This window comes from Bacillus sp. B15-48 (genome assembly GCF_016879755.1).
Lineage (GTDB): Bacteria > Bacillota > Bacilli > Bacillales > Cytobacillaceae > Mesobacillus_B.
On record NZ_WOFU01000006.1, the window covers coordinates 241,013 to 254,191 of the forward strand.

General features: G+C 37.6%; 12 protein-coding genes. 8 read left to right on the plus strand and 4 right to left on the minus strand.

Translation table 11 applies throughout. From position 1 onward, the window contains the following. The first annotated feature begins 276 nt into the window (after positions 1–276). From GNT69_RS18885 to GNT69_RS18900, 4 genes are read left to right on the plus strand one after another with little or no spacing between them, the layout of a single operon-like run. A complete protein-coding gene (locus tag GNT69_RS18885; protein WP_203556535.1) occupies positions 277–1,104 on the plus strand; it encodes an electron transfer flavoprotein subunit beta/FixA family protein in 828 nt (275 codons plus the stop codon). 17 nt (positions 1,105–1,121) lie between these two features. Next, entirely contained in the window at positions 1,122–2,150 is a 1,029-nt protein-coding gene (locus GNT69_RS18890; RefSeq protein WP_203556536.1) for an electron transfer flavoprotein subunit alpha/FixB family protein, read from the plus strand. Next, entirely contained in the window at positions 2,143–3,438 is a 1,296-nt protein-coding gene (locus tag GNT69_RS18895; protein WP_203556537.1) for an FAD-dependent oxidoreductase, read from the plus strand. Before GNT69_RS18890 ends, GNT69_RS18895 begins: the two co-directional genes overlap by 8 nt. Beyond that, positions 3,438–3,722: a ferredoxin family protein gene (locus GNT69_RS18900; RefSeq protein ID WP_239094329.1), complete on the plus strand. Its 285-nt coding sequence runs from the start codon at positions 3,438–3,440 to the stop codon at positions 3,720–3,722. Before GNT69_RS18895 ends, GNT69_RS18900 begins: the two co-directional genes overlap by 1 nt. A 130-nt stretch (positions 3,723–3,852) precedes the next feature. On the opposite strand, the gene GNT69_RS18905 is transcribed toward GNT69_RS18900, so the two are convergent. Further along, positions 3,853–4,170, minus strand: coding sequence for a hypothetical protein (locus GNT69_RS18905; RefSeq protein WP_203556539.1), 318 nt, complete (start codon positions 4,168–4,170; stop codon positions 3,853–3,855). 189 nt (positions 4,171–4,359) lie between these two features. Between GNT69_RS18905 and GNT69_RS18910 the strand changes: the two genes are divergently transcribed. Next, positions 4,360–4,881: a hemerythrin domain-containing protein gene (locus GNT69_RS18910; protein ID WP_203556540.1), complete on the plus strand. Its 522-nt coding sequence runs from the start codon at positions 4,360–4,362 to the stop codon at positions 4,879–4,881. 61 nt (positions 4,882–4,942) lie between these two features. On the opposite strand, the gene GNT69_RS18915 is transcribed toward GNT69_RS18910, so the two are convergent. Beyond that, entirely contained in the window at positions 4,943–6,148 is a 1,206-nt protein-coding gene (locus GNT69_RS18915) for an MFS transporter (RefSeq protein ID WP_203556607.1), read from the minus strand. A 262-nt stretch (positions 6,149–6,410) separates the two neighbouring features. Here GNT69_RS18915 and GNT69_RS18920 point away from each other — a divergent pair, with 262 nt between their 5' ends. Both GNT69_RS18920 and GNT69_RS18925 read left to right on the plus strand, forming a co-directional pair. Continuing rightward, complete coding sequence (locus GNT69_RS18920; RefSeq protein WP_203556541.1) at positions 6,411–6,851, plus strand: MarR family winged helix-turn-helix transcriptional regulator; 441 nt, start codon at positions 6,411–6,413, stop codon at positions 6,849–6,851. A 60-nt stretch (positions 6,852–6,911) separates the two neighbouring features. After that, a complete protein-coding gene (locus GNT69_RS18925) occupies positions 6,912–8,609 on the plus strand; it encodes a M3 family oligoendopeptidase (protein WP_203556542.1) in 1,698 nt (565 codons plus the stop codon). Positions 8,610–8,660: 51 nt separating this feature from the next. Here the strand turns inward: GNT69_RS18925 and GNT69_RS18930 are convergent, their stop codons facing one another. Beyond that, positions 8,661–10,811 (minus strand): ATP-dependent Clp protease ATP-binding subunit, encoded by a 2,151-nt coding sequence (locus tag GNT69_RS18930; protein WP_203556543.1) that lies wholly within the window; start codon positions 10,809–10,811, stop codon positions 8,661–8,663. Between the two features lie 200 nt (positions 10,812–11,011). Here GNT69_RS18930 and GNT69_RS18935 point away from each other — a divergent pair, with 200 nt between their 5' ends. Continuing rightward, positions 11,012–12,070: a GerAB/ArcD/ProY family transporter gene (locus tag GNT69_RS18935; protein ID WP_203556608.1), complete on the plus strand. Its 1,059-nt coding sequence runs from the start codon at positions 11,012–11,014 to the stop codon at positions 12,068–12,070. Positions 12,071–12,512: 442 nt separating this feature from the next. On the opposite strand, the gene GNT69_RS18940 is transcribed toward GNT69_RS18935, so the two are convergent. Next, complete coding sequence (locus tag GNT69_RS18940; protein WP_203556544.1) at positions 12,513–13,124, minus strand: CPBP family intramembrane glutamic endopeptidase; 612 nt, start codon at positions 13,122–13,124, stop codon at positions 12,513–12,515. Between the last annotated feature and the right edge of the window lie 55 nt (positions 13,125–13,179).

A 13,179-nucleotide genomic window follows, 5' to 3' on the forward strand; every position in this document is an offset into this window, starting at 1 on the left:
TGGATTTATTTTTGTTTCGAAATTTTGTGTTGCCTAGCCAAGCCGTTTTCACGCTTGTATCCCTTTATACCCAATCCAGAAAAGGACGAAACCTAAAAATGATAAAAAGTTCTTGAGTGATATTTGTCATAGATTTAATACAAATAGTTCATATATTCTTAACATATCAAGATTTTACACCATTTAAAATACTAGTTCTTTTCAGAGAAAACGTTAAAGAGCTAGTCTTTTCTTTAAGTCAATAGAAAACGCTTTCAAAATAGGGGGGGTTCATTTATGCATATTGTTGTTTGTGTCAAACAAGTGCCTGACACGAAGATTATAAAAATAAACCCGAAAACAAATACATTAGATCGCCGCAGTGCTCCAGCAATTCTAAACCCATTCGACGCACATGCAGTTCAGGAAGCGGTTAAGATAAAGGAGAAGATGGGCGGAACTATATCCGTCTTATCAATGGGGCCGCCACAGGCAGTTTCAATTATAAAAAAGAGTATTGAAATTGGAGCAGACAGAGGATATTTAATTACTGATCGTGCCTTTGCTGGTGCGGATACATTAGCGACAAGCTACGCATTGTCAAAAGCTTTAGATAAGATTGCTGGGGAGTTACCAATTGATATGGTGATTTGCGGAAAGCATGCGATTGACGGTGATACGGGCCAGGTTGGCCCTGGGATTGCTAGACGACTAGATATTCCTCCGATTACGAATGTGATTGAGGTAACAAATGTAAAGCTAGTAGAACGTAAAGCAATCATTAAGAGAAAACAAATTGGTGGTTATGAGGAAATTGAAGCTCAACTTCCATGCTTACTCACTGTTGAAAAAGAAATAAATCAAATTGAATATGCACCACTGCCAAATATGATAAAAGCGGCTAGATATGAACCGGTTGTTTGGTCGGTAAATGATTTAAATAATGTTGATAAAACACAGCTTGGTTTAAAGGGCTCACCAACCGTGGTCGGAAAAATGTTCACTCCCCCAAAACCTGAAGGCGGAAAACGAATAGAAGGGACAGTTGACGAACAAGTGAGTGAACTAATTGCTTTATTAAGCGAAAAGAGAAATCTATTTAATTTTAGTGAGAGCAACTTGTAAATAGAGGGGGACGCATAATGAAGGATTATCGAGGCGTATGGGTGTTCATTGAAGTGAATCATGAAAAAAACATAGAAGGGGTATCATTAGAATTACTTGGTGCGGGGAGAGAGCTTGCTGATAAATTGGAAGTTCCGCTTGCAGGTGTTTTACTAGGAGACGGGGTTAAAGAACTATCTGGTCAAGTAATCGCTTCAGGGGCGGATATTGTATATATTATTGATCATCCTGTTTTAAATCATTATCGGACAGAAGCGTATATGAAAGCAGTGAATGATCTAGCTGAAAAATATAAGCCGGAAATTTTCCTTTATGGGGCTACACCTAATGGGAAAGATTTGGCAAGTGCGGTCGCAACAGACTTGAGCACTGGATTAACTGCAGATACAACGATGTTGGATATCGATCTTGAGAATCGATTGCTTGAGGCGAGTAGACCAGCATTTGGCGGAAATATTATGGCAACGATTCTTTGTAAAAAACAAAGACCGCAAATGGCAACTGTACGTCCGAAAGTAATGAAAGCTTTACAACCGGATCCGAGTAGGACGGGCGAGATTATTGTTGAAAGCATTAAATTAAATGAAACAGAAATACGTACTAAAGTGATTAACATTGTGAAAGAAGTGACAAATAAGGCGAATCTTGCGGATGCTCATGTGATTATAGCCGGAGGAAAAGGGGTAGGTGATGCTCAAGGCATTCAGCTCATTCATGAACTTGCTGAAACGATAGGTGCAAGCTTTGGAGGGACTCGCGATGTCATTGAAGCAGGTTTGTTGCCTCATGAACTTCAAATTGGGCAGACAGGTGAGACAGTTACACCGAAAGTTTACTTTGCAATTGGAATTTCAGGTGCCATTCAGCATGTAGTAGGAATGAAAAACTCCGAGACAATTATTGCGATTAACAAAGACCCAAATGCACCAATCTTTGATGTGGCAACCTATGGAATTGTTGGTGATGCCTATGAAATTGTGCCGAAGTTAATAGAAAATTTCAAGGAAATGAGTAAGCAGAAAGGTGGGGAGCTAAGTTATGTCTGAAAAATTTGATGTGATTGTTGTCGGTGCCGGACCAGCGGGGACAGCTTGTGCTTCCATTTGTGCTAAAAATGGCTTAAAAGTTCTTTTAATTGAACGCGGAGAATACCCTGGCAGTAAAAACGTAATGGGTGGAGTTTTATATCGAAAACAAATGGAAGATATTATCCCTGAATTTTGGAAGGACGCGCCAATTGAACGTCCTATTATTGAACAACGTTTTTGGATGATGGAAAAAGAATCAGTTGTTCAATTTGGTTATAAAGGCCTCGAGTGGGGACAGGAGCCTTATAATAATTTTACGATCTTTAGAGCACAGTTTGACCAATGGTTTGCAAATAAAGCTGTTGAAGCTGGGGCATTACTGATAAATGAAACGGTTGTGACGGAATGTCTGATTGAGGATGGAAAAGTGATTGGTGTAAAGACGGATCGTCCAGATGGCGATATATATGCAGATGTTGTTGTCCTTGCAGATGGAGTGAATTCTTTATTAGGAAAGCAATTAGGTTTTCATAAAGAGTTAAATCCTGAGGAAGTAGCGCTAACAGTTATGGAAGTTATAAATTTACCGAAAGATAAGATAAATGATCGTTTTAATGTGAGTGACAATCAAGGTTGTACCGTAGAGATCTTTGGAGATTCTACGAAGGGAAATTTAGGGACCGCTTTTCTTTATACAAATAAAGAGAGCTTAAGTATTGGAGTTGGGACAACGTTATCAAGCATGATAAAAGCGAAACTTAAGCCTTATGAACTTCTCGATTATTTGAAAACTCATCCGATGGTAAAGCCTTATCTTGAGGGGGGAGAATCGGCGGAGTATTTAGCTCATTTAATTCCAGAAGGTGGATTTCGCTCAGTTCCAAAAGTGGCAGGGAATGGTGTGGTAGTTGTTGGGGACGCTGCACAGCTCGTCAATGCGATTCATCGCGAAGGCTCGAATATGGCAATGGCATCAGGTAAGATGGCGGCTGAAGCGATACTCCTTGCGAAGCAAGAAGAAGATTTTAGCGAATCAAGTTTAAATCGTTACAGAGAGGCTCTTTACGAAAGCTTTATTATGAAAGACTTGGAAAAATACAAGGATGCAGCACATCTTTTTGAAACCAATCCACAATACTTTAATGACTATGTACCAATGTTAAACAAAGCAATGAATAAATTTTTCACGGTGGATGGAACACCGAAAAAAGAAAAACAGAAAGAAATTATGCGAAGTGTGACAAATGAACGTGGTACCTTTAAAGTCATGCAAGACCTTTATCGAGCATGGAAGGCGGTGAAATAATGTCAACAACGACACTTGAAGAAAAGCAATATCTTGTCCGTTTTAAATGTGATACGAGCTCGCATTTAGCAATTATCGATCATGATATTTGTAAAACACATTGCCCAGATAAGTTATGTACGACTTTTTGTCCAGGAGAGGTCTATAAGTGGGAAGGAAACCGAATGCAGGTCGGCTATGAAGGTTGTCATGAATGTGGTAGTTGTCGCATTGGTTGTCATTTTCAAAATATTAAATGGGATTATCCTAAAGGGGGACATGGGGTAATTTTCCGGTTCGCTTAAATTAGGCACTGGCGCATCTATTTGCGCTAGTGTTTTTTTGTATTAAAGTATATGTGTGGGTTTTTTCACAATTAGTTGTAAAAAGAAAAAGCTAAAAAGTGTAGTACTAGTTTTTTTGTCATTTTGTGGATTAAGCAGGAATGGGGGGGGTATTTTCCATTTCATTTTCTAATTGACGGCATTTTTCTAATGCTTCGTCTATATTGTCGAAGTATTCCGTTGAGTAATAAGCGAGATTTGCATCGTAACATCCCTCATTGTCAACAGCAAAAATACTCACTCTCCAAACATAAACACTGGATTTTGTTCCGGATCTTCCCTCTAGTGCGATTAGCCAGTAAGCAGGAGCAGGTAAATCATGAGTTTTCTCAAAAAAACCTGGTAAAGATTGAGCTGAGGTTGGAATAAGGGTCTTATCATAAAAGTCAAGGTAATTCTCGTTTTGCATGTAGACTCCTCCTCTTTGTCTTGATATCTTTATTATATAAGGAAATTGGAATGAATTGACTGAAAATTAATGAAATATTTATGAAAAAATTGAGGGATACTTTAATGGATGTGTGATTATACTCACTACAGCAAATCGTTTGTATGCTTATACTTTTAATATAAAGATTTGATGAGGAGCTGAAGGGGAATGCAAGGATGCGCGAGTTCGATGCTTGGCAATGAACCAGTACAATTAAGTACAGGTTTACAACAATTAAAAAATGAACATCCATCATTATTAGCGAAAATTGATGGTTTATTAGATATTTGTACAAAGGTAGAAAACAGTGAAAACAAGGATGAAATCTTTAAAACGTTACGGCCGGCAGTAGAGGAATTTTTCGCCGAATTAGCACCGCACTCAGAGCGGGAAGAAGGAGTTCTTTTCGAAATGATGGCAGTTTACATTGGTCGTGAAACAGGTCCGATTGCTGTTATGGAATACGAACATGACCAAGCAAAAACATTAATTGGAACTTTTCTCGAACATACTGAGCAAGGATATGATTCCTATACAGTTGAAAAAATGATTGAACATGCCGGATTAGTGAAGCAGGCTTCCTATACACTTATTGATCATTTCTCCAAAGAAGAGAATATCCTGTTTCCGATGGCAGAAAAAATGCTAACCGATCAGGAAAAAGAAGATTTATTAAAAAGAATTCAATAACAAAGAAACGGAACGAGATTTTTACTCTTGTTCCGTTTTTTTATCATTTGGTTCATTAAATTTAATTATTTTGCCATGAGATAAGCTTTTGATCAGATGGTAAAAACAGAGTCAACACTCCTAATAAAGGTAGGAATCCGGTAAGGATAATCGTCATTGGAAGTCCAATTAAATCGGCAAGATAGCCTAATCCGACTGAACCTAAGGCTCCCATGCCAAATGCTAATCCTACCGTAAGTCCTGCCATCGTTCCGATTTTTCCAGGGACCAGTTCCTGGGCATATACAACTGTTACTGAAAAACTTAACATTAAGATAAATCCACAAAGTGCTAACATAATAAAAGCGGCGACTTGCGGTACAAAAGGTAATAGAGAGGATAATGGTGCAGTTCCAAATATTGAAATGAAAATGATCCTCTTTCTCCCGAAGCGGTCAGCAAGCGGCCCTCCAAAAAATGTTCCAATTGCCCCAGCTGCTAGAAAGGCAAAAATAAAAATTTGCGCTTCCCTGATGGAAAGACCATAATGGTTTATCGCATAAAATGCATAAAAATTAGTGATTCCGGACATATACCAAGAACGAGCAAAAATTAAAAATAAGATAAGAAGCAGGGCTATTTTGACTGAGTTAGTAATAGCGTTATTCGTCTGTTTTACGACTTTTTTTACCTTTGTTTGTACACGATCAAATTGAAGTTTTCTACTGTACCAAATGGCAATATAAACGAGTAATCCAACAGCAATAGCAGCGACGATGGTAAAAAAGGCAGCTCCTCTTTGCCCGAATGGAACAAGAATAAGGGCTGTGATAATCGGAGCCAATGCTTGCCCAGAGTTTCCACCGACCTGGTAAATGGATTGAGCAAGTCCTCTACGCGGACCAGCAGCCATATAGGCAACTCGTGACCCTTCTGGATGGAAGATGGCTGAGCCAAGACCGATAAATAAGACAGAAATAATGATCCAGGCAAAGCTTGGAGCATAGGCAAGTCCAAGTACCCCAAACATTGTTGAAGTTAAACCGAGTGGTAATGCGTAAGGCATTGGTTTTTTATCGCTTATATATCCGATAAAAGGCTGCATAATGGATGAGACAATATTTAAAGAAAATGCAATAAATCCTAATTGAGTGAAGGTCAGACCCATCGATTTTTCGAGAACAGGGAACATCGCTGGAATTACTGCCTGAATGGAATCATTTAACAAATGGCATAAGCCAATAATAAATAATATTCTATAGGTGGTCGTTCCCTCCTTCTTTTGCATAGGCTGAGCAGCTGCAATACTTTGATTCAAAATAATCCCCTTCTTCTTTTGAATTTTACTAGTCTCGAAATGTAGTATATATGTATCTTACAAAATTTAGTAGCTGTTTGAAAGCATTCAAGCTTAAAACATATATAGGATGAATGGGGCTATTTGCTAACAAATTTTTCATTTTTATAAAACTAAATAGGGAAAAAGCTTTTAAAACATGCGAATTCGTATATAATTTTAAGTAATAATGGCTTAAAAGGAATGAAGACTGATGAATGATGACCAAATAAATCAATCGTTAAAACTATTTATTGTCCTCTCAAGGGCTTATCGTGCAATAAATGAAGAAGTGAATAAAGTGATTCAACAAAAAGGGTTGAACCCAACTGAGTTTGCAGTGCTAGAGCTTCTTTATCATAAAGGCGATCAACCTTTGCAGCAAATTGGCGATAAGATTTTATTAGCAAGTGGAAGTATCACCTATGTTGTGGATAAATTAGAAAAAAAAGGTTTTTTGAAAAGAGTCGGTTGTCCAAAAGATCGAAGAGTCACCTACGCACAGATTACCGAGGCGGGAGAAGGATTTATTAAAGAGATATTTCCTGATCATAGCAGTCGAATTGATGAATTAATTAATGTATTGGATGCTGAAGAAAAGCAAACAGCAATCGAACTTTTGAAAAAGCTTGGACTATCGTTAGGTAAGTACTAAAAAACGGTTTTTTAACCGTTTTTTTCTTACGGGAAAGTTCTTTTAATTGGAGGAAATTAGATGAAGTTTGAAGAGTATCTTTATAAGCGCCCAGATTTTTCTGAATTGGAAAATCAGTTCGAAACGGCTCTGCAAGAGTTTAAAAAAGCTGAATCAGTGATAGAGCAGAGTGAAGTGATCAACAAAATTAACCGCTTACGAAATGAAACAGATACAATGTTTAATATTTGTTATATCCGTCATACAATTAATACGAACGATGAATTTTATAAAACAGAACAAGACTATTTGGACGAACTTGCGCCAAAGGTAGAAGGACTAATTACAAAATATTATGAAGCGTTGCTTCAGTCCCCATTTCGGATTGAGCTTGAAGACAAGTGGGGGAGTCACCTATTTGCACTTGCTGAAGCACAGTTGAAAACATTCAACCCAGCCATTGTCCCATTATTGCAAACAGAGAACAAGCTTTCAACAGAGTATACGAAGCTAGTAGCATCCGCTAAAATTTCATTTGCAGGACAGGAGCGGACCTTGGCTCAACTTGATTCATTTATCGAAGCTAACGATCGTGAAACCCGTAAACAGGCATCAGAAGCTAAGTTTGATTTTTTTGCGGAACACAATGAAAAATTTGATGCCCTATATGATCAATTGGTTCATATCCGAACAGAAATTGCCCACAAACTTGGATTTAGAAATTTTGTCGAGTTAGCTTATTATCGATTGAACCGGACAGATTATGATGCGGGAATGGTTGCTAAATTTAGAAAGCAAGTGGAAGAATCGATTGTTCCGATGGCGTCTAAGTTAAAGGAAAGACAAAGAGAACGCATCGGAGTGGACCGTTTAACTTATTATGACGAACCATTTAATTTTCAAACGGGAAATCCAAAGCCAAAAGGAAGCCCTGAGTGGATTATAGCCAATGGGCAAAAAATGTATAATGAACTTTCTACTGAAACTGGAGAATTTTTCTCTTTTATGGTTGAGAATCATCTAATGGATCTCGTTGCCAAGACTGGAAAAGCTGGAGGAGGTTATTGTACGTTTATTGAAGATTACAAAGCTCCATTTATTTTTTCGAATTTTAATGGAACCTCTGGTGATATCGATGTATTGACTCATGAGGCTGGTCATGCCTTTCAAGTTTATTGCAGCCGCCATTTTGACATTCCTGAATATTACTGGCCGACGTATGAAGCGTGTGAAATTCACTCAATGAGTATGGAGTTTTTTGCATGGCCATGGATGGAACGGTTTTTCGGAGAAGATGTTGAAAAGTATAAATTCTCTCATTTAAGTGATGCCTTGCTGTTCTTGCCATATGGTGTAGCGGTTGATGAATTTCAGCATTGGGTATATGAAAATCCAGATGTAAAGCCAGCTGAACGGAAAAGACAATGGCGAAAAATCGAGGGGAAATATTTGCCTCATAAAGATTATGCTGGTCATCCTTATCTTGAAGGGGGAGGTTTCTGGCAAAGACAGGGCCATATTTATAATTCGCCGTTTTATTATATTGATTATACATTGGCTCAAATTTGCGCCTTCCAATTTTGGAAACGATTAAGGGAAAACCAGGAGGCTGCTTGGGAGGATTACATGAAATTGTGCAAGCTTGGCGGAAGCTTGCCGTTTACACAATTAGTAAAAGAAGCGAATTTACTTTCACCTTTTGAAGACGGTTGTGTAAATTCGGTAGTTGGTGAGATTGAAGCATGGTTAAACTCAGTTGCTGATAAAAGTCTATCATGAACAGGATAAAAGCGCCCAGTGAAAAGTAAAAATCACTTGGCGCTTCTCTTTCTAACTATTAACAATTAAAATTTGATTGTTTTCAAGCTGAGCTTTTAAGTTTACTGCTGCATCTGACCGCTCGAGAATAAAATCAGCAATTTTATCCTCGAGCTGCTCTTGAATGACGCGACGGAGCGGACGTGCTCCAAAAGCTGGATGGTAACCTAGTTCCGCAAGTTTTTCTTTTACTTCATTTGTAATTTCTAGTTGAACTTTTTGCTCTGAAAGCAATCCTTGAAGTTCAATAAGCATTAGTTCAACAATTTGGAGAAGATGTTTTTTCTCAAGCGATTTAAATTCAATGATACTGTCAAATCTGTTTAAAAATTCCGGTTTAAAGAAATGACCGAGTGAATCCAATAGATTCGCTTCATCGACTGCATCACTTTGATGAAACCCCACTTTAATTGATTTATGCCCGGTGCCTGCGTTGCTTGTCATAATAATAACGGTATCTTTAAAGCTGACCGTACGACCTTGACTATCGGTCAACCGTCCATCTTCAAGGATTTGAAGAAACATGTGTTGGACATCTGAATGCGCCTTTTCAATTTCATCTAGTAAAATAATGCTATAAGGATTCCGACGTACCTTCTCGGTTAACTGCCCTGCTTCTTCATGTCCGACGTAACCAGGAGGGGAACCGATAATTTTGGCAACACTATGTTTTTCCATATACTCACTCATATCAAGTCGAATCATTGCATCTTTTGATCCAAAGAGTTCTTCTGCAAGTGACTTCGTTAATTCCGTTTTTCCGACCCCAGTCGGACCGACAAAAAGAAAGGAACCGATTGGTCGCTGTTTTGCTTTAAGTCCGGCTCTGCTTCGACGGATCGCCTTTGCTACCTTCATAACAGCTTTATCTTGACCGATGACCTTATTTGCTAAGTTTTCTGCTAAATACTTCATCTTTCCTTGTTCATCTTCTTGTAATTTCCCAACAGGAATTCCAGTTTTCTTTTCAATTAGTTTTTGAATTTGATCGACAGTTACTAAAGGACGGGATTGATTTGTACCTGAATTTAACGTTTTTTCAAGCATTATTTCTTCATCGCGTAATTGGGCTGCTTTTTCATATTCTTCACTCGCAAGAGCTGCTTCTTTTTCTTTAGAAATTACTGCTAGTCGTTCTTCAATTTTTTCTTTCCCTGCGAAATCCGTTTTTAAGTTTAGCTTAGAACCTGCTTCATCCATTAGATCAATAGCTTTGTCTGGAAGAAAGCGATCTTGGATATAACGATTTGAAAGATGGGCACAGGCATTGATTGCTTCTTTCGAAAAAGTTACTTCGTGATAATCTTCATATTTCGATTTTAACCCTTCTAATATCTCAATTGTTTTATCTAAACTCGGTTCATGAACATGGATTGGTTGAAAGCGTCTTTCGAGAGCAGGATCTTTTTCAATTTGGCGGTATTCTTTTAAAGTAGTGGCACCAATCAATTGAAGTTCCCCGCGAGCGAGAGCAGGTTTTAAAATATTTCCTGCGTCCATTGACCCTTCAGCAGACCCAGCACCGACAATCAGATGGATTTCATCAATGAATAGGATAATATTTTTACGTTGCTGTAGTTCATGAAGAATTTGCTTCATTCTTTCTTCAAATTGTCCGCGTATTCCTGTATTGGCCACGAGAGAAGCGACATCAAGAAGATAGACTTCTTTGTTTTTTAGTTTGTTTGGAACAAAACCTTCAACAATTTTCAAAGCAAATCCTTCGGCAATAGCGGTTTTTCCGACACCAGGTTCCCCAATTAAAACAGGATTGTTTTTATTTCGGCGGTTAAGGATTTCAATAACCCGACTGATTTCTCCATCCCTGCCAATCACTGGATCGATTAATCCAGCCTTTGCTGCGTTTGTTAAATTTCTTCCATGTTGATCGATAAAGCCATTTCCACTCCCCCCATTGATCATTTGTGAGTGGCTTTGGTTTTTTTCAGCCGTGGGGCTGGAAGGTTGTCCAGAAAAGGCTTTAAAGAGATCAGAAAGATCATTGTCTGAAAAAGGAGAAACCCCTGAAGAATATGGATTGCTAATTTTTTCACGTTCTTTTTTATAGCAGTCTTGGCAAAGTATTAAATGCTTTTGACTGCCATTAATATTTAGTTTGAATTGAATAGTTGCTTGTTTTCCTTGACATTTTTGACAAAGCATTTAAATTCCTCCCTCTTATCTATAATTTTAACTTTGACTTTGACTTTGACTATATTTGACCTATTTGTTGTTATTATAATCTGACCTTTTTTGACTTTCAAGTTGTTTGCTTAGAAAATTTTTTCCAGAGCGTCGTTACGTAAAAGCTTGTCATCGTTTGTCTTAATTCTCATATATTTGGATTAAGGGAGGGAGCGATGGTGAGGACAAACTGGGGAGCCGCGTTTCAAATTGCAGCCGTCTATGTGGGAACGGTTGTCGGAGCCGGTTTTGCAACTGGACGGGAAATCGTTGAATTTTTTTCGCGATTTGGTTTTATAGGTTTGCTAGGTATCTTGATGAGTGGTTATATTTTTATTTTTATGGGTTCAAAGTTAATGAGAATTTCCGCCCAAATTGGTGCGAGATCATATGAACAGTTTAATGAACATTTATTTGGAAAAGTGCTCGGTAGAATCATTAATATAATTATGTTAGTCATGCTCTTAGGGGTTTGTGGAGTGATGTTATCAGGAGCCGGAGCCGTTTTTGAGGAACAGCTTGGAATCTCTAAAAACATAGGAATTATCATTACGATTGGTCTTTCCGTTTTAGTAATGATCATAGGAATAAAAGGGTTGTTTGCAGTAAATTCATTTGTTGTTCCAATGATGATTGTATTTAGTTTTATTTTACTTTTTTTGTCCGCTAAACTTCCAAATTTTTCCCAGCAGGCACTTTATATTCCTGCTGCTGAGGATGGGTGGAAATCAGTTATTGCCCCATTTACATACACTGCATTCAATCTCTCTTTGTCTCAAGCCGTTTTAGTTCCAGTTGCAGCTGAGATTAAAGATGATAAAACAGTGAAATGGGGAGGAATTCTTGGAGGAATTGCTTTAACGATTGTTCTTTTAGCAGGGCACTTTACATTAGTGATGCTTCCAGAATTGGAGTCCTATGAGATCCCAATGGCAACGATAATGAAAAATCTTGCAGCTGGATTGTATGGAGTCTTCATATTAATCATTTATGGAGAAATTTTCACTTCTATTATCGGGAATATTTTTGGTCTTGAAAGACAAATCAAAAAATACTTGCCGATTCCTAGTGTACTTATTGTCATTAGTATTTTTATCGTATGTTATTTAATTAGTCAGATTGATTATAGTACATTATTAGCATACTTATATCCGTTATTTGGGAATATAAGCTTAATTTTTATCATCTTATTATGGATGAAACCACTTAATAGTGAGGCTGATTCTAAAAAAGATTAGAAAAAGGAGCATAACGGGTTCTCTTTAGGGGGGCTAAACAACAAATTTCATGAATCTCAACGATTTTAGCACTTCGATTCTCATAAATAGAAGGCTTGTCCTTCATTGAGTAACTAGCGATAGTAAAATAAGCGGAGATTTTCCGGTTAAATGGAGAATGGAGTTCGTTTTGGGGGATATAAGGGGAGGTTTTCCGCTTATGCAACTAAAAATCCCTCATTTTTACGTTAATCGAGTAAATAGACGGAATCTCTCCGTTTATTTACTCGATTTTTAATGATATTTGCTAATTAAGCGGAATTTATCCGTCTATTATTTTTAAGTGTCAAAGAAGGAAAGTAAAAGAGTAGGGCAAATTCCAACATGGTTGCCCTGCTCTTTTGATTTTTGCATCCAGCTCCAGCGCTTGTCGGAGCTGACCAAGGCGCTTGCGCTTTTAATCTTAGTATAATGGTAAAAGTGCAAATAAAAGTAAATCAAAAGCGATATGAGAAACGATGACAAGTCGAATACTTCGTTTCCAAGCATATAAAGCACTCCAAACAATTCCGCCAACTAACGCTGCAATAACGAGGATAAATTGACCGGAGTACAGTTGAACAGATGCATATAAAAGGGTGGAAAGTACAATGCTTGTCCAAACGCCTGTATATCTTAAAATCCTTTTTTGAATAAACCCACGCCAAAAAATTTCTTCTCCAGGAGCAAGAATAATGATTAGAATAAGATAATGCCAAATCGTATCTGGCGATAACTGATTAAATAGCCTGCTTACTTGCCCTCCTAATGGAAGTTTAAATAAATGAATCAATAGATTTCCTAGCCAAAAGACTAAAAAAAGACCAACACCTGTTAGCAAACCAAATAGTATATCATTCCATAACGATTGGTTAATTTCAAATTCCTCATGAATAATTGCATAGCTAATCAAGATAAGCATTGTTGCAGTGAATAAATACCAAAATACTTTTCTTTCATCAAAGGAAAAGAAGATCAATGGATGAGCCAATAAATATCCGAAGATTAATCGCCAATCGGTTATTATCTTTTTCATTAAGCAACTCCTTTCCAGCACCAAGGTTTATTGTAGCAATAATCGTGCTTTTTGT